The organism is Aerosakkonema funiforme FACHB-1375 (assembly GCF_014696265.1).
GTDB lineage: Bacteria > Cyanobacteriota > Cyanobacteriia > Cyanobacteriales > Aerosakkonemataceae > Aerosakkonema > Aerosakkonema funiforme_A.
Window position 1 is genome coordinate 1 of the sequence record NZ_JACJPW010000048.1, and the last position, 17176, is coordinate 17176.

General features: G+C 46.9%; 12 protein-coding genes. 4 read left to right on the top strand and 8 right to left on the bottom strand.

Annotated features, from left to right (window positions below):
* Positions 1–20 precede the first annotated feature (20 nt).
* Entirely contained in the window at positions 21–1847 is a 1827-nt protein-coding gene (mrdA, locus tag H6G03_RS18975; RefSeq protein ID WP_190466680.1) for a penicillin-binding protein 2, read from the bottom strand.
* A gap of 592 nt (positions 1848–2439) precedes the next feature.
* Here mrdA and H6G03_RS18980 point away from each other — a divergent pair.
* Positions 2440–5853 (top strand): EAL domain-containing protein, encoded by a 3414-nt coding sequence (locus H6G03_RS18980; RefSeq protein ID WP_190466684.1) that lies wholly within the window; start codon positions 2440–2442, stop codon positions 5851–5853.
* A gap of 26 nt (positions 5854–5879) precedes the next feature.
* Entirely contained in the window at positions 5880–6977 is a 1098-nt protein-coding gene (locus H6G03_RS18985) for a DnaJ domain-containing protein (protein ID WP_190466686.1), read from the top strand.
* An 88-nt stretch (positions 6978–7065) separates the two neighbouring features.
* Here the strand turns inward: H6G03_RS18985 and H6G03_RS18990 are convergent, their stop codons facing one another.
* The 7 genes from H6G03_RS18990 to H6G03_RS19020 form a co-directional block, all read right to left on the bottom strand.
* On the bottom strand, positions 7066–8007 hold the full coding sequence (locus tag H6G03_RS18990) for a LysR family transcriptional regulator (protein WP_190466689.1): 942 nt from the start codon (positions 8005–8007) through the stop codon (positions 7066–7068).
* A gap of 261 nt (positions 8008–8268) precedes the next feature.
* Positions 8269–9006, bottom strand: coding sequence for a BMC domain-containing protein (locus H6G03_RS18995; RefSeq protein ID WP_190466692.1), 738 nt, complete (start codon positions 9004–9006; stop codon positions 8269–8271).
* 199 nt (positions 9007–9205) lie between these two features.
* Positions 9206–9913 carry an LbetaH domain-containing protein gene (locus H6G03_RS19000; RefSeq protein WP_190466695.1) on the bottom strand — a complete coding sequence of 236 codons (708 nt, stop codon included), beginning with the start codon at positions 9911–9913 and terminating at the stop codon, positions 9206–9208.
* A gap of 110 nt (positions 9914–10023) precedes the next feature.
* Entirely contained in the window at positions 10024–11658 is a 1635-nt protein-coding gene (locus H6G03_RS19005; protein ID WP_190466699.1) for a ribulose bisphosphate carboxylase small subunit, read from the bottom strand.
* Between the two features lie 176 nt (positions 11659–11834).
* On the bottom strand, positions 11835–12140 hold the full coding sequence (locus H6G03_RS19010; RefSeq protein ID WP_190466702.1) for a EutN/CcmL family microcompartment protein: 306 nt from the start codon (positions 12138–12140) through the stop codon (positions 11835–11837).
* A 2-nt stretch (positions 12141–12142) separates the two neighbouring features.
* Positions 12143–12484 carry a carbon dioxide-concentrating mechanism protein CcmK gene (locus tag H6G03_RS19015; RefSeq protein WP_190466705.1) on the bottom strand — a complete coding sequence of 114 codons (342 nt, stop codon included), beginning with the start codon at positions 12482–12484 and terminating at the stop codon, positions 12143–12145.
* Between the two features lie 83 nt (positions 12485–12567).
* Positions 12568–12876 carry a carbon dioxide-concentrating mechanism protein CcmK gene (locus H6G03_RS19020; RefSeq protein WP_190466708.1) on the bottom strand — a complete coding sequence of 103 codons (309 nt, stop codon included), beginning with the start codon at positions 12874–12876 and terminating at the stop codon, positions 12568–12570.
* 643 nt (positions 12877–13519) lie between these two features.
* On the opposite strand from H6G03_RS19020, the gene H6G03_RS19025 reads away from it, so the two are divergent.
* Positions 13520–15409 carry an NAD(P)H-quinone oxidoreductase subunit F gene (locus tag H6G03_RS19025; RefSeq protein WP_190466711.1) on the top strand — a complete coding sequence of 630 codons (1890 nt, stop codon included), beginning with the start codon at positions 13520–13522 and terminating at the stop codon, positions 15407–15409.
* 144 nt (positions 15410–15553) lie between these two features.
* A complete protein-coding gene (locus H6G03_RS19030; RefSeq protein WP_190466714.1) occupies positions 15554–17047 on the top strand; it encodes an NADH-quinone oxidoreductase subunit M in 1494 nt (497 codons plus the stop codon).
* Positions 17048–17176 lie beyond the last annotated feature (129 nt).

Consider the following 17176-nt stretch of genomic DNA (forward strand, 5'->3'; position numbering starts at 1 on the left):
TAACCCCTAACCCCTAACCCCTAACCCCTAGTCCCTTTCTTAAAAAAAGCCTTGTAAATTTCATGAGCTATGGGTACGGCAGAAACCGCACCATATCCGCCATTTTCGACCACGACTGCCACAGCAATTTGCGGATTGTCAACAGGGCCATAGCCCACAAACAGAGCATTGTCTGCGCCTCCTGGCACTTCGGCGGTACCGGTCTTACCCGCAGTCAGGGGGATAGAACCGTCATTCAAACGTTTGGCTGTGCCTTTTTTAACTACAGCAATTAATCCAGCCCGAATTGTATCGATCGTTCCGCGTGCCAAACCGATTGGTACTGGTTTGGTTTGGGGCGTATTGGTTTGAGAGGTGAACAGATGCGGTTTGACACGGAAACCACCATTAGCGATCGCAGACACCATCATCGCCATTTCCAAAGGAGTCACCAGTACCAAACCCTGACCGATGGCCATAGTCACGCTATCGCCAACATACCAGGGTTGACCGTAAAGTTGCTTTTTGCGATCGGGCGTGGGGATAGAACCGCCTTTCCCCCCAGTCAGCCCCAAATTATTCCCTTCCCCGATGCCCAACCGATGACCCCATTTTGAGATCTCTTCCGGACCGGTGGCCATACCCACTTGGTAGAAAAACGTATTGCTGCTGTAAGCAAACGCATCGGGAAAACCGATGACACCGTAACCGCTACCGCCGTGTTCCCGGAAACGAACTCCACCAACGGTGATATAACCAGAAGTTGCCACCTTTGAATTGGGTGAAAACTTGCCTGATTGCATTGCCGCCGCCGCAGTGACAATTTTAAAAGTACTGCCGGGTGGATAACCTTGAAGGGCGCGATTCAACAACGGATTTTCTGTCTGCTGAAGACTTTGCCACTCAGCTTTTGTTACCTTGTCCGTAAAAATATTGGGGTCAAAACTTGGCCCGCTAGCCAGCACCAGTACTGCCCCCGTTTTGATATCCATGACCACCACTGCACCTCGCCGATTTGCCAGGGCTTTTTCTGCCGTTTTTTGAAGGTCGAGGTCGAGGGTGAGTTGCAGGTCAGACCCCGCCGTCGGGGAACTGATTCCCAACTCGCGCAATTCTCGCCGTCTGGCATCCACCTCAATTAAACGACTGCCCCAGATACCTCGCAACTGTGGGTCGGCGATGCGTTCGATACCCGCTTTACCGACAATCATCCCGACGGGAAATTCCGGGTGAGCTTTCATTTCTGTCGCCGTCGCTTCGCCAATGTATCCCAAGAGATGGGCAGCTAAATTTTCATGTGGATAGTAGCGGTTCGATTCTATTCTGATTTCCAATCCAGGAAATTGAGCCGATCGCTCTTCTAGGGCGATAAAAGCTTCTGGAGTCAGATTCTGGCTGATTCGCACGGGCATTGCGGATGTATAGTCAGCTTGCCCTAACTTTTGTAGGATTTCATCGCTCTTCAGATTCAATACACGGCTCAGCTCGACGGCTGTAACTTGCCACTGAGCGGGAGATTGTTCCTTTGGCCACAAATACACAGACCGGGAGAGGCGATTTGCCGCGATGAGTTTGCCTTTTCGATCGGTAATGAGACCTCGTTCTGCGGCGATCGGAACTAAGCGAACTCGGTTGTTTTCTGCTCTTTTTCGGTGGTAGTCGCCTTCAATTAGTTGTAGTTGTACCAAGCGAGCGATACAAACGCTCATGAAAAGGGTGGCGATCGACATTAACCCAATCGCCCGCAGCGATCGGTTTCCGGCTGGTGCGTTTACAACTTTTCGCGGCAAAGCTGTGTTCTGCCAGCCCGATATGTTTGCGGTACGAGTAAAACGCGATCGAGAAGAGAAAGGAAGTCTGCCAGACATTTTCACGCCTTACTGTTTTGCGATCGAGAAGTGTGTTATGAGACTGTGCATCGCACTCTCTTCTCGATCCGGAATCTGGCGTTGGCAGACTTGCGGGACGCCAGAAAAGTCAAAAGTCACTCAGTCAAAACAAGAACTCCCCCCTCCCACTCCCTCTGATTGAGTGACTTTTGACTCCCCCACACCCCACACCCCACACCCCACAACCCCAGAGGGCGAGTTAAATTACTTCTGTGAGCGCAACTTATTCGCCGAAGCACCAGCAAAGTAAAAGCGCGATCGTTAACAAGCCAATCCAGCTGGGTATGCTGAAATTCCTTATGAATTCTAGGGGAATTAATACTAGAAAGTCAGTAAACCACCAACCCACAGCCAGCAGCAACAAAATCAAGATAATCGGAGGCAAACTTTTCCCTTCCTTGAAAAACTATATAATCTATCGAAAGCTACCGCTTTTGCCTTATTCCTTGTTGTTACAACCGTGCATAAACATTAAGCTAGAAGGAAAACTTCAAAAGCCGGGTTTTCATATAACCCATCTTATTCCGGATCGTGCGGTGGCAACTTTTTTAAACCGCCACACGAGGCAACTATGCCACGGACAACTCGGACAGCTACTAAAGCGCCTTATCCACAAGATAATCAAATATTCATCAGGGAAAATTCGATGAAAGGCACAGCTTTGTCAGCACACCAATTGGGACGTAACATATTCTTTTACGCCTTCTTAAGCAGCCTTTGGATTGTATGTTCTGACCAGCTGCTGAAGCTTTTGACAAATGACAAAACTCTTTTAACTTATCTACAGACGTTCAAAGGTTGGATTTTTATACTGCTGACCAGTTGGTTTCTGTATGAGGTCAGTAACCGCCTTCAACGCCAGCTGCACCTACTCAAACAGCAGTATCACAGCATATTCGATCGGGCCGATGAAGGTTTCTATCAAGTAGCCCCAGACGGACATTTTCTTCAGGTAAATTCTGCATTAGCAAAAATATACGGTTACTCCAGCCCAGAGGAACTGCTGGCCAAACTCAGCTGGCAAAAATTAGATGTAGACCCCAGCAAGCGTACCGATGTTCTCAAAAAGTTACAACAAGTTGATACTGTACTGCGAGTCGAATTCGAGGTTTACCGACCTGACGGCTGTATTATCTGGACAGTGGAAAACATCCAGGCAGTTCGCGATAAATTTGGCGTGCTGTTATACTACCAAAGTAGAGTCCTAGATCTTAGCATATCTGCTAACGAAACCGAACAAAATTTACCAGAACAAAGCAATAACATTTTACGAGCAGTAATTGAAGGAATGACAGATGCGGTTTTTGTCAAAAATCTTCAAGGGCAGTATTTGATGGTTAATACCGCCGCCGCTAACTATGTGGGTAAATCAGTTAATAAAATAATTGGTAAGCATGACTGGGAATTATTCCCACGTGAAATAGCCCAACAAATAAGAGAGAGCGATCGCAGAGTCATCGTCACCAAAGAAACGGAAACTTACGAAAGAATTGATACATTAATAGGCTCCGACCGGATACTTATAATTAGCAAAAGCCCTTATAGTGACTGCCAAGGCAACTTGCTAGGTTTGATTAGCATACTAAGAGATCTAACCGATTACAAACAAGCAGAACACGAACGCTTCCAGCTGCTCGAACAACTCAGACGCGATACTCAAGACTTAGCTGCACTTACAGAAGTAACTGCCAATGCTCCCAGCACGTTGAATCTCGAACAACTTTTGGATAAGCTGCTTAAGCAAATTGTAGAAGTACTCGCAGCAGATATAGCAGTAATTTTATTGGCAGATAATGGCGTTTTAAAGTACGCCTTCGGTATGGGAGTCAGCCAGGAAGTTAGTACTAACTATACAATGCCAATCGGGGAAGGCTTTGCAGGAACTATTGCCGCAAGTTTGCAACCACTGTATGTAGAAGATCCCTTGAAGAGTCCCACTGTAGAAATATTGCAACCTACTAGCTTACAATTCATCTTAAATATGGGTATTCGTTCAATGTTAGGCGTACCGCTCAAGCGCAACGACAGTTGTGTTGGCGTTCTTCATCTGGGATGGTTCGACATCCATCCTTACAGCGATCGCGAAACCCATCTGCTGCAAATTACAGCAGAACGTTGTGCAATGGCAATTGTGAACGCCCAACTCTACCAACAAACTCAACAATTAGAGAAGTTTCGAGAATTGCAAATAGAGCGGATGCCTATAGGATTCATTCTCACGGATAAAGACTTTCATTTCTTAGATTGGAATCCGGCTGCCGAAACAATATTCGGTTTTGCGAAAGAAGAAGTTCTGGGCAAAAAAATTTCCCTAATTGTGCCAGAATCAGCAAAAGCTGAAGTGGATATAATTTTGCAGCGCCTTGAACAAGGGGATATGACCGCCCACAGCGTTAACGAAAATATCACAAAAAATGGCAAGATAATCCTTTGCGAATGGCAGAATACCCCCCTGAAGGAAACTGATGGGAAAGTGTTCGGTCATCTTCTCATGGTTCAAGATATTACCGAGCGCAGACAAGCTCAGGAAGAACGCATGAGGTATGCGTTTTACGATGCGCTGACGGGACTGCCAAACCGCGCTTGGTTCTTAGAAAATCTAGGAAAAGTTTTGCAAGGAACGCAAATTTCAGATTTACAATTGCAAGTAGAAGAAGAGAAAATCAAATCTCAAAGGCAGGTTGCTGGTTCCCCATACCAAATTGAAAAACGCAAACCCGAATCTGAAATACTCAAACAATCTCAAATTAATTCCGATCGGCAAATCGCTAATTTCGCCGTACTTCTGCTCAGTTTAGACCGTTTTGAGGTTGTTAAATCCAGCCTTGGACATCTGATGGCAGATAAATTGTTAATTGCTACTTCTCGCCAAATCGAGGCGTGTTTGAGATGCACAGATAACACAGATAAGGTTGCTTATCTTGGTAGAGATGAGTTTGCAATTTTGCTGAAGAATATCCACGATGCCGATGTTGTCAAGAATATAGCCGATCGCATTTACAATCGGCTCTTGTTGCCCTTCAATTTGGATGGCCACGAAATATACTGCACTTGCAGCATCGGTATTGCCATCGGCGCAAATTTATTTGGTTCCCCAGATTACGATCGCCCCGAAGACTTCCTGCGAGCTGCCGATACAGCTATGCACCAAGCTAGGGGATGTGGAGGCCCGATCGTATTTCAGCCAGAATGGCACGCTATTGCCGTAGCTCGCTTGCAGCTGGACACAGACTTGCGACGAGCTATTGAGCGGCAGGAGTTCGAGCTGCGATACCAACCGATCGTCTCTGTGTCAACTGGCCAAGTTATCGGTTTCGAGGCGCTGCTGCGTTGGTTCCACCCCACACGGGGTCTAGTTCCCCCGTCTGAGTTTGTCCCGGTAGCGGAAGAAACGAGACTGATCGTTCCCATCGGTCAGTGGGTATTGCGATCGGCTTGTCGCCAGCTGCGAATCTGGCAACGCGAATTTGGCCGTAATTTGACTGTCAGCGTCAACTTATCGCCAATTCAGTTGGGAGAACAGAATTTTATTGCCCAAATTGATGAAATTCTCCAAGAAATTTGGATAGCGCCAAATACCCTGAAACTGGAGATTACAGAAAGCACGATTATGAGCAATACGGAATTCGCGATCGGTCTGCTTAAAGAACTGAAACAAAGAAAAATTCAACTGTCGATCGATGATTTCGGAACGGGTTATTCATCCCTAAGCTATCTGCACCGTTTTCCGATCGATACTTTAAAGATCGATCGTTCTTTTGTCAGTCGAATGAGTGTGGATACCGAAAATTTAGAAATTGTGCGGGTGATTGTCAATTTGGCTCATAATTTAGGAATGGATGTGATAGCGGAAGGAGTAGAAAATCTTGAACAAATAGCGCTCCTTGAGGCGTTAAAATGCGAATACGGGCAAGGCTACTTTTTCGCTAAACCCTTAGATAGCAAAGCTGCTTCAGGTTTTCTAGAAAAAAATTTGGTCAAGTGAAAAGCTTTTTTTAGTGAGAATTTGCGGTGGATTGGAAATGCGTACATAACCTGACCGGACATACAGCCTCTGTCAATACTTTTGCCATCGCCCTACAAGGTAATATCCTTGCCAGCGGTAGCGATGACAAAACGGTCAGTTTGTGGGATTTAAATACAGGAAAACATATTTTCACTTTTTTTGGACTTTTGAACGGGGTTTTTGCCGTCGCTTTCAGTCCGCGATCCTCCCTTCTTGTTAGTGGCGACCTCGATAAAACGATCGCTACTTGGAATCTGGATACCAAAGTGGTGCGTAGCTTGTGCAATTCTGATTCTGCCTACAATCATTGCAGCTACATTTTTTCACTTGCATTTACGCCTGATGGAGAAACTCTTGCCAGCGGCAGTGCGGACAAAACTATCAAAATTTGGGATATTCCCAGATGGGTGTCAACGCGGACTTTGACAGGTCATACAGATGCAGTTTGGTCTGTGGCGATCGCTCCCGACGGTAAAACTCTCGTTAGTGCTAGTGCTGATAAAACTATCAGAATTTGGCCTTTGAAGAGTTGGGAAAACCCGCGCATTCTTACCGGGCATTCCGGTTGGGTAACATCGGTCGCTATCAGTCGTAATGGTAAAATTATTGCCAGCGGCAGTGCAGACAAAACTATTAAATTGTGGCATCTTGCTACTGGGAAATTACTCTGCACTTTAACAGGACATTCAGCTGCCGTTTGGTCTCTTGCTTTCAGTCCTGATGGCAAAAATATCGTCAGCAGTAGCAAGAAGGAAGTTAATCTTTGGCACATAGGTTCTGCCGAACTTATTCAAACTCTTTCTGGGTGCAATCCGGTTGCTTTCAGTCCTGATGGCAAAACGCTCGTTACTGGTGGTGATGGCTTTACTATCAAAATTTGGCGACAGTCTTTTGCTGTTAGTGAATCCGCAATTGTGCCAAAGCTATCTGGGGAATGGTGGCAAGTTTTGGGAGTGGATAAGTTAGCTTCTCCTCAAGAAGTTAAAATAGCTTATCGTCGTTTAATTAAACAATATCATCCCGATATCAATCATTCTGTAAATGCTAAAGATATGATGCAGGCAATCAATGAGGCTTATGCTAAATTCGAGCAGGAAAGCTAGAGTTTAGGGGTTAGGAGTTAGGGAAGAGAAAATTTTTGACTTTTGGCTTTTGACTTTTGATTTTTAACTCTTCCCCTCACCTCTAGCCCTAACAGGAACCAAAACCGGTAATACTGTGAGAGGCTGTTTCTTCTAAAATTTGTTTTCCTTCCTGAAGCAAATAGTCGAAAAATGTGCGGGCAACGACAGATAGTTGTTTGCCTGATGGGTAAGCCACATACCAATATCTTTCGATCGGAAAACCTTCCACATCCAAGATGGTAAGATGACTGGTTGTTCCTTCCAAAGCTACAGTGTGGCTGGACAAAACTGAGATACCCAAACCACCGGCGATCGCTTGCTTTATTGCCTCGTTGCTGCCCAACTCTACCTTAACTTTGACACTAATTCCGCGCTGCTCGAATAATTTTTGCACTGCTTGGCGCGTACCGGAACCCGGTTCCCGCATAATAAAAGGTTCCCCGGAAAGGCTTTCCAGAGGGATATTTTTTTGTTGGGCCAGTGGATGATTGCTGGGTGCTAAGACGACTAAAGGATTTTCCAGAAACGGGTGCATCAGTCCCTCGAAATTCTCTGGTGGTTGGCTGATAATATAGAGATCGTCTTGATTTTGCGAAAAGCGTTCCAGGATAATTTCGTGATTTGTCACCTGGAGGGATATATCAATTCCCGGATAACGCTGACAAAATGGCCCCAACAAACGCGGCACAACGTATTTGGCGGTGGTAATTGCTGCCAGCCGCAACTGTCCTGCCTTTACGCCTTTGAGGTCGGCGATCGTCATTTCAAACTGAGCTAACCTGTCGAAAATATCCCGGCAGGTTGCCAACAATTCGCGGCCCGCGTCTGTCAGGTACAGGCGCTTACCGATTTGCTCAAACAACGGTAAGCCAACTGCCTTGGCGAGCTGTTTCACCTGCATTGAGACGGTGGGTTGGGTCAAAAACAGTTCTTCAGCCGCACGGGTAAAGCTGCTATGCCTAGCTGCGGCTTCAAATACTTTTAATTGATGAAGCGTGGTATGCTTCAAGGCTCACACTCCCAGAAGCGTTAAGTATAGATATTTATCTATTATAACCATTTGAAACAACTATTTTTATTTATAAAAAGTTCGGGCTATGATGTACTCACCGGCAAGAGCGTAAGACATCTTCAATGCAGCGTTGCATACTGGGTCACGATCGCTGAAGCGAGTCTTTCTACCGAACCCACCTATTGCCAACGGCAATAGCAAAAGAAAGTCTCTATCAGCATCATGTCTTAGATTTGCAACGCTTTTTCGTATTTTCCTCTATTCTTGTGGCATCGGCACAGGTAATTTTGCTAAATCGGGCAGTTTGACTAACTCTTTTTCCACTTCCTTAACACTTATTGGTAAGTTTAGTGGTTGCCGCTCCTCAATCCAGCAACTGGCTACTGGCAGAGTTTGTTCCAGATCGTCCAAAGGTCGAGGAATGACCATAACAGCATTTAATTCGCCGATGCGTTCGGCTTCGTACATTCCCGCCTCAACAGCTACTGCCACATCTGCCACAGAACCTCGGATAATGGCCGTACACAAACCGGCCCCAATGGTTTCATAGGATGACAGGTGTACCTCAGCTGCTTTGAGCATAGCATCGGCTGCTCCCACCATAGCTGGAAATCCTCGCGTTTCCAATAGGCCGATCGCCATATTGCTTAAGCGACTGTGGCCTTGGTTTTGAGATAGTTGGAACAACCGATTGCCAATGGGAAGGACAGCTTCTAAATTAGCGAGGGGTCTGGCAATGACCAAGCTGGAAATTAATTCACCGAACTGTTGGGCTGTCTGGGCACCAGCTTCAACGGCTAGGCGGACATCGGCAATGCCACCTCGGACGATCGCAGTGCAGTGACCGCTACCTGTTTTCTCATACCCGACTAACATTACTCCAGCTGACTTGAGCATCATATCAGCGCATCCGACGATCGCGGGAAAACTGCGCGTAGATACTAAACCCAAAGCAGTATCCCTAAAATCTCTCTCTCGATTCGGCTGTAGCTGCATATAAAACCTCCATTTAGTTTTTAGTTGTTAGTTGTTAATTGTTAGTAAGTAACTGGGAAGTGGGTAGGCGTATTTCGCGAAAAGCTTATCGCAGACAGGGAAAGAGTTGTCTCTTCACCGATCGCCCATCATCGATCGCATATTTCCCAATTCTGAATTTCCTACCAAATTCTGATAACTAACACCTAAAAACTAACAGCTAATCAGTCTTGCCGTCTTGGCGCGGAGGCTTTAAAGATTGATTTTGGGGAAAAAGGGTCACTAGGAGTCGGTTTAAGTGAGCTTGTCCGTAGGCAAATTGAATCCGAACGGTCTCTTGTGAGTCAGCGAGAGTGGCAGTGGAAGCTACTTCGGTGTCGGTTTGAGAGGCAGATGCTTCTGGAGTGGGATCTTTGGGATCGAGAGTGGCAGCAGACGTATTGGGTGTGCTGCTTTCCACAGATTGTCGTTTTTCTGCCAAAGGCAAGATGACGATCGTCGGTAGGGTCGTTTTGTTTGGTTGAGACACTGAAGCCGAGTCAGTTGGGACTTCTGGGATTGGCTTTTCCTTGAGGGGACGACTCGAATCTCCGATGATAGAACCTGGGGGTACTGCTTGGCGTGGTGCGATCGAAGTGTTGAAAATCGTCGCAGCCGAGCCAATGCAAGCCTTTGCCCCTATTTTGCCCTTGCCGACTACCAAGACACCAGTTCCCAGGAGAGCTCCCGCCTCTATTTCCAGGGTGCCATTGCGAGCGTCAATGATTGACCCCATGCCTATACAAACTCTGGCGGCAATGATAATGTGGCTGTTTGCATCTGCAATAAGTAAGACCCCTGGGGCGATCGCCGCACTCGGATCGATAGTGACATTGCCACTAACGTAATATTGCAAGTTTTCCAGCGGTTGCAGTGGCGGCAATTGCATTTAAACTATCACCTCAAATGAGGGCTGGCGGTTGGGGATTGGGGACTGTTGACTTAGGGCTGAAGAAGGATTCTTCCCCTAGAGCCTAGTCCCTAGCCCCGACGCCCTATTTAATGGCCTGGTTGTTGAATAATCTGCTCGTGGACGCGACGCTTCGCTTTCGGGTCAATACCGATTAAGCGCACGTATTCGCCGCTATGCTCTTTCATACAAGCTTCCAGAGCGGCATATACTTCCGAGGCGCTGTTGGACTGTGCAGGGGCACAGCTTTGCCAGGAGCTGGTGCGGAAGCGTCGCGCATCGGCGTGTTCCATACCGATGCGATAGCCTTGAGCCAGGAGAGAACGTACTTTTTCTTGCACTTCCGGACTCAAGCTGCTGCTGCTGTGACTCGACGCTTTGCTGACTGGGCTCTCAGTTGTTTGCACTCCAGCAGCAGGTTTCGACATTTGGGGAACTTTCCCATCCGGTCGTTGGATGATTTGTTCCATCACCCGTCGCTTTGCTTTGGGGTCGATGCCGATCATACGGACATATTCTCCCGTATGGCTTTCTATACAAGCTTCCAAAGCTTGGACTACATCAGATACTCGATTGCTGTCAATGGGAGAGCAGCTGTGCCAGGAACTGGTGCGGAAGCGTCGCGCATCGGCGTGTTCGGTGCCGATGCGGTATCCTTGAGCCAGTAGGGAACGCACTTGTTCGACAACTTCTGACCCCAGTTGCGAGCTCTGAACTGAATTGCCGCTCGAGCTACTGTTAGTTGCAATTGAAGGAGCTTTCCCACTCACGGGGGCTGCGCCGTTGGGCCGTTGGATCACCATTTCCAGAACTCGCCGCTTCGCTTTGGGGTCAACGCCAATCAAGCGCACGTATTCTCCCGTAAATTCATCCAAACTAGCTTCCAAGGCGGAGATGGCTTCAGATTCTCTGGTTGCCTGGATAATCGGGCCGCTTTGCCAGGAACTGGTGCGGAAACGTCGCTCATCGGCGTGTTCTGTACCGATCCGATATCCTTGTGCTACCATTTGACGCACTTGTTGGCTGATTTCTGGACTTAAGCGCATACTTTTCACCTGACCGTTGGAATTTTTTGTGCCATTATTTGGTTGCGATCGATCGAATTCATCGCGTATTGATGTGATGCAGCCTACATCTTCGGCGCACCGATAACCGGTCCGCAAAGCGTCGTTGATGCTGATGATGTGATGCGCGAATTGCTTGTCTGTTTCGCTCACATCGGGCAAGCGATCGGCCTGCTGTTGGTTGGTAATGATTGAGCCGGAAGCAACATACTTGCCGGGGGGAATCTCCACATCCTGGATCAGCGCGTGCATCATGACGATGCAGCCGTCTCCCACACGGGCGTTAAATACTGTAGAGCGAAAGCCGATAAAGCAATTATCGCCAACATAGGCGGGGCCGTGAATTAAAGCCATGTGGGTGATGGAGGTATTTTTCCCAATCCAAACGGAGTAGGAATTGCCGTCATCTCCTTGCGCCCGTCCTTGCTCTAAACCGTGAATGACTACGCCATCTTGAATGTTGGTACTTTCGCCAATATGAAAAGGCGTTCCCTCATCTGCCCGGATAGAAGTGCCTGGGGCCACCATTACGTTTGTGCCGATCCGTACATCTCCAATCACATTGGAGGACGGATGCACGTATGCTGTTTCATCAATTTTTGGTTTAGCCAAAGTTTTCGACCAAGGGGTCGGCGGGGCAGCTACGCTGCGGAGTACCATAAGCGTGTTCCTCTTAACTGAACGCTTGTCAGTTGGTTGTATGTTTGGCGTATGTTTGGCGTATGTTTGGCGATACACACGCCAAACATAGGCTGTCAATTTTTAGCAGCCATCGGTCATCAGTCATCAGTCATTAGCTGCATTTTGTGAATGACTAATGACTAATGACCAATGACCTATTTGCGGTCTTGGTCTTTTTTGCTGTAAAGCACGCGATTGTCAATACTTACAGTGTCAATAATCGCCACTACCAAAGCATCTAGCGGGCGCGTTTGGTTGCCCTCAACTTGACGAGCGGCACTTCCACGAGTGACGAGTACCCACTCCTCCACTCCCGCACCCACTTGATCTGCTGCTACTTCGTATTTGGGCAGTAGGCGTCCCTCTTCGTCTATATATTGCAACAGTAGCAATTTCGCTCCCCTGAGACTTGCCTCTTTGTGGGTGCTGACGACGGTACCGCGAACTTTGGCAATTTGCATTTTTATGGTCTGTTGTATGGACGAATGCCGCTGACGCTATCGCGGAACTGCTGCACTTCTTCGGTGTAACGAATCGGCAGGACGTACTCTAGGTTTTCGTGAGGACGCGCAATAATGTGTGTGGACAATACTTGACCGCCATTAACCCGCTTCACAGATTCAATCCCAGCTGCAACCGAGGCTTGCACTTCGGAAACATCGCCCCGGACAATTACCGTCACGCGACCGCTACCAATTTTCTCATAGCCTACGAGGGTGACGCGAGCGGCTTTTACCATTGCGTCTGCGGCTTCCACAACAGCCGGAAAGCCCAGGGTTTCGATCATGCCAACTGCGATTGCCATTGCTTTAATCCTCGATAAACTTCGTAAAAATGAACAAAACTGAAAGTTTTATTAGTACTGCACAACCTAATGTGTCAGTTTAGTTAGGTACGAAACTGTTCGACAGCTTCGGTATAACGAATGGGCAGTACATATTCTAGGTTCTCATGGGGACGGGCAATTATGTGAGTGGATAAAACTTCGCCTCCATTTACCCGCTTGGCGGATTCTACTCCCGCTGCCACCGAAGCCTGCACTTCCGAGACATCCCCCCGTACTATTACGGTCACGCGGGCACTGCCGATTTTTTCATAACCTACAAGTGTGACGCGGGCTGCTTTGACCATAGCGTCGGCTGCTTCTACCACAGCCGGAAACCCTTTGGTCTCAATCATTCCGACAGCAATTGGCATTTTGATTCTCCTACCGGACGAGCGTAAGTAATTGTACTATTAGGTACTTTTACTGGAAAAATTGACGGAAATGCCCATTTTGCTTGGCTCAATAAAAAGCTTTTAGCATTCCCAAATTTAAGAATAAAGAAGCCTGGGTTCCTTGACAATATTAATTACAATGATGATTTCAAATTAAAAATATTAAAATAACTTAATATTTGACTATTCTATGTATTTATCTGGTGCGGACGAAATGTTTTATAATTTCTTTATTACTTTTAGTTAAACCAGACTTATAGAAACTGGGCGCTAAATATGGTAATAGGCGATCGGGCATAAATAACCGATAACAACCGACGACAATTGCTCATCCCCTGTCGGCTGCCTTGGCCCTAAAACTGATCGATCTCGGTTCTTCCTGTAAGAATACCGAGAAATTTTTTATTTATAACAAAAGCTTATATAGGTGATTAAGGATTTTTGGCATCACAATCCTTCTATAGAGTGCTTTATATGGTTAAGATATACAAAAATCAATAATATACAAAAGTTATTGCTCACCTTTTAGCAAAGCCTTGTACATTCACATAAAGATTGACAAAAGGCATAAATTGCTTTAAAGGAGTTCGATTCGGTTGAGGCAAATTATGGGGATATGTCGATGACTGAGTTCCTGCTAGAAACGAGTTGGTGGGTGCCCGTATACGGCTTAGTTGGTGCGGTTTTGACCCTACCCTGGTCAATGGGCATCGTCCATCGTACAGGCCCGCGACCGGCTGCCTACTTTAATCTGTTGATGACCTTTTTGGCATTTGTGCATGGCTTTATCGTCTTCAGATTGACCTGGAATCGAGAGCCCTATGAGTTAGTATTCCACTGGCTCAAAGCAGCAGATTTAGATTTGTCCTTTGCCCTGGAAATCTCGCAAGTGAGCGTTGGGGCAATGGATTTGGTGGCGGGTCTGAGCTTGCTGGCGCAGCTATTCGCCTTGGGATACATGGAAAAAGACTGGGCGCTAGCTCGCTTTTTTGCACTGATGGGATTTTTTGAAGGGGCAATGAGCGGTCTGGCGCTGAGTAACTCTCTGTTTCTCAGCTACGCGCTGCTGGAAATGCTCACCCTTTCTACTTATATGTTGGTGGGATTCTGGTACGCTCAACCGTTGGTGGTGACAGCAGCGCGAGATGCCTTTTTGACCAAGCGGGTGGGAGATGTGCTGCTGCTGATGGGAGTGGTGGTGCTGGCCACTCAAGCAGGAAGCTTGAATTTTATCGATTTATACGAATGGGCGGATACTGCCTATTTATCTCCCACCGCTGCGACTTTGTTGGGCTTCGCTTTGATCGCTGGCCCAATAGGTAAATGCGCTCAGTTTCCGCTGCACCTTTGGTTGGATGAGGCGATGGAAGGGCCAAACCCAGCTTCGATTTTGCGAAACTCGGTGGTGGTAGCTGGTGGTGCTTATGTGTTGATCAAACTTCAACCGATTTTGAATGTTTCGCCTGTAGCTTTGGATGCTTTGGTGGTTATCGGTTCTGTGACGGCGATCGGCGCTTCTTTGGTGGCGATCGCCCAAATCGATATTAAGCGAGCTTTGTCCCATTCCACCAGCGCTTATTTAGGTTTGGTATTTATCGCTGTAGGCACGCAATGGACCGGTTTTGCCTTACTGTTACTGTTTGCTCATGCGATCGCCAAAGCGCTCATGTTTATGAGCGTTGGTTCTGTAATTATGACAACCAACAACCAAGACATAACCGAAATGGGCGGTCTGTGGTCTCGGATGCCTGCAACTACTACTGCTTTTGTGGTTGGCAGCGCTGGCTTGGTGGGATTGCTGCCTTTGGGAGGATTTTGGGCCCTGCATCGAGGCGTTGATATTTATTTGTTCGATCGACCTTTGCTGGTGGCAATCTTGCTGTTGGTCAATACCCTGACGGCGTTAAATTTAACCCGCGTATTTCGTCTCGTCTTTTTGGGCAAAGCTCAACCTAAGACGAAACGGGCACCAGAGGTTCCCTGGCCAATGGCTGTGCCGATGGTAACTTTAACCATTGCGACTTTATTAGTGCCTTCGATCATGCAGCGCTTGTTGCTGCTACCCGATTGGGAATACGTCAACCCAAAAGCGGCGGTGTTGCTGGTGACATCGGGTGCGATCGGCTGTGGGATCGGGTCAATTATTTATCTCAACAAAGCTTGGTCGCGATCGCTGTTTCTGCCTTGGCGGTTTTTGCAGGATTTGTTGGGTTACGACTTTTACATCGATCGGGTTTATCGCTTGACTGTAGTATTTGCAGTCGATCGCCTTTCCCAATTAAACGCTTGGATCGATCGCTACATTGTGGATGGATTTGTTAACCTACTCGGTCTGGGCACAATTTTCGGCGGTCAAACTTTGAAGTACAGCGCTTCCGGTCAATCCCAATTTTATGTGCTGATAATTCTTCTGGGAATCAGCTTTTTTGGCTTCCTGATGACCTGGTTATTTGAGCCCTCATTTTTCAAAATGTTTTTAAACGGGGAATTTTGGCGATTAGCTTTTGATTAGCGCTCATCAGTCAGTTTCAAATTTCAGATTTGAGATTTCAGATTTATTAAATTTGCCATCTCAAATCTCAAATTTGTCTCAAATTGCCAATTTGAATTAATCATTTCCCCTTTTTCATGTTCCCCCTTTCCCTCCCTATTACCTATGCTGAGTGCTTTGATTTGGGTGCCAATTATAACCGCCGCTATAATGGCGTTTTGGCCTGGAAATATAACGCCAAAGGTAACTCGTCAATTGACTTTAATAGTTGCCAGTGGTGTGTTTATTTTGTCCCTCATACTGGCAAGTCAATTTCACACAGAAAGTGCGAGCCAGCAATTTGTAGAAATCATACCTTGGATTGATGTTTTGGGCTTGAGCTATCACCTGGGCGTTGATGGTTTATCTTTGCCTTTGCTGGTTTTAAACGCTCTTTTGACTTGTATTGCGATCGTCAGTACAGATGAGGCTATCCAGCGACCCAGGTTTTATTACGCTTTGCTGTTAGTGTTGAATGCCTGTGTCGCCGGTGCGTTCCTAGCCCAGGATCTGCTTTTGTTTTTCGTATTTTACGAGATAGAACTGATTCCTCTGTATCTTTTAATTGCCATTTGGGGTGGCAAAAAACGTGGCTACGCAGCAACCAAGTTTTTAATCTATACGGCAATTTCGGGAATTTTAATTCTGGCAGCTTTTTTTGGGTTGTTTTTCCTCAGCGACGCTTCCACTTTTGCATACGAATCGCTACGCCATCATACTTTACCTTTGGCAACGCAATTTCTGCTGCTGGGTGCTATCTTGGTGGGCTTTGCAATCAAGATACCTTTGGTGCCGTTTCATACTTGGTTGCCGGATGCTCACGTAGAAGCCTCCACACCGATTTCGGTACTTTTGGCTGGGGTGTTGTTGAAGTTGGGAACTTACGGTTTGCTGCGCTTCGGGTTGGGTTTATTTCCAGAGGCTTGGCAAATTTTGGCTCCCAGTCTGGCTACCTGGGCGGTAGTAAGCGTGCTGTACGGGTCATTGAATGCGATCGCGCAAACAGATATGAAGAAAATGGTGGCCTACAGTTCTGTAGGCCACATGGGCTACATCCTTTTAGCCATAGCCGCTGCTACACCTCTGAGCTTACTGGCATCTGTCATTCAAATGACAAGCCACGGCTTAATCTCGGGACTGCTGTTTCTACTCGTGGGCGTTGTATATAAAAAGACTGGTACTCGCGATATTGAAGTACTGCGAGGACTGCTTAACCCAGAACGCGGTTTGCCAGTAGTTGGTAGCCTCATGGTCTTAGGGGTGATGGCTAGTGCAGGTCTGCCTGGTATGGTGGGTTTTATCTCGGAATTTTTGGTTTTTCGAGGCAGTTACCCGGTTTTCCCGATCCAAACCCTGCTTTCCTTGGTGGGTACTGGTTTAACCTCAGTTTACTTCTTGCTTTTGGTGAACCGTGTCTTTTTCGGACGGTTATCGGAAGTGGTGGAGAACTTGCCGCAAGTGCAGTGGAAGGAGAGGGCACCTGCGATCGCTTTAGCTATGCTGATCGTGATGCTGGGATTGCAACCTAACTGGATCGTGCGTTGGACTGAAACCACTACAACAACTATGACTCTCACCAACCAACAGTTAACGGCGAACACTCAAACGGTTTTAGATTAAAGATTTTAGATTGACTTCACCCCCAGCAATTTTATATTTATCCTATCTAAATATAAAATTGCTGGAGGCCTAAAATCTAAAATTTTAAATTATCGTGTCTGGCGTTTTAGATATGAGATGGAGAGGAAA

Excerpts from the sequence above, each read along its gene's own strand:
- H6G03_RS19025 (WP_190466711.1), top strand. The coding sequence starts at position 13,520 with ATGACTGAGTTCCTGCTAGAAACGAGTTGGTGGGTGCCCGTATACGGC.
- H6G03_RS19005 (WP_190466699.1), bottom strand. The coding sequence starts at position 11,658 with ATGGTACTCCGCAGCGTAGCTGCCCCGCCGACCCCTTGGTCGAAAACT.
- H6G03_RS18980 (WP_190466684.1), top strand. The coding sequence starts at position 2,440 with ATGCCACGGACAACTCGGACAGCTACTAAAGCGCCTTATCCACAAGAT.
- H6G03_RS19030 (WP_190466714.1), top strand. The coding sequence starts at position 15,554 with ATGCTGAGTGCTTTGATTTGGGTGCCAATTATAACCGCCGCTATAATG.
- H6G03_RS19015 (WP_190466705.1), bottom strand. The coding sequence starts at position 12,484 with ATGGCAATCGCAGTTGGCATGATCGAAACCCTGGGCTTTCCGGCTGTT.
- H6G03_RS18995 (WP_190466692.1), bottom strand. The coding sequence starts at position 9,006 with ATGCAGCTACAGCCGAATCGAGAGAGAGATTTTAGGGATACTGCTTTG.
- mrdA (WP_190466680.1), bottom strand. The coding sequence starts at position 1,847 with ATGTCTGGCAGACTTCCTTTCTCTTCTCGATCGCGTTTTACTCGTACC.
- H6G03_RS19000 (WP_190466695.1), bottom strand. The coding sequence starts at position 9,913 with ATGCAATTGCCGCCACTGCAACCGCTGGAAAACTTGCAATATTACGTT.
- H6G03_RS19010 (WP_190466702.1), bottom strand. The coding sequence starts at position 12,140 with ATGCAAATTGCCAAAGTTCGCGGTACCGTCGTCAGCACCCACAAAGAG.
- H6G03_RS19020 (WP_190466708.1), bottom strand. The coding sequence starts at position 12,876 with ATGCCAATTGCTGTCGGAATGATTGAGACCAAAGGGTTTCCGGCTGTG.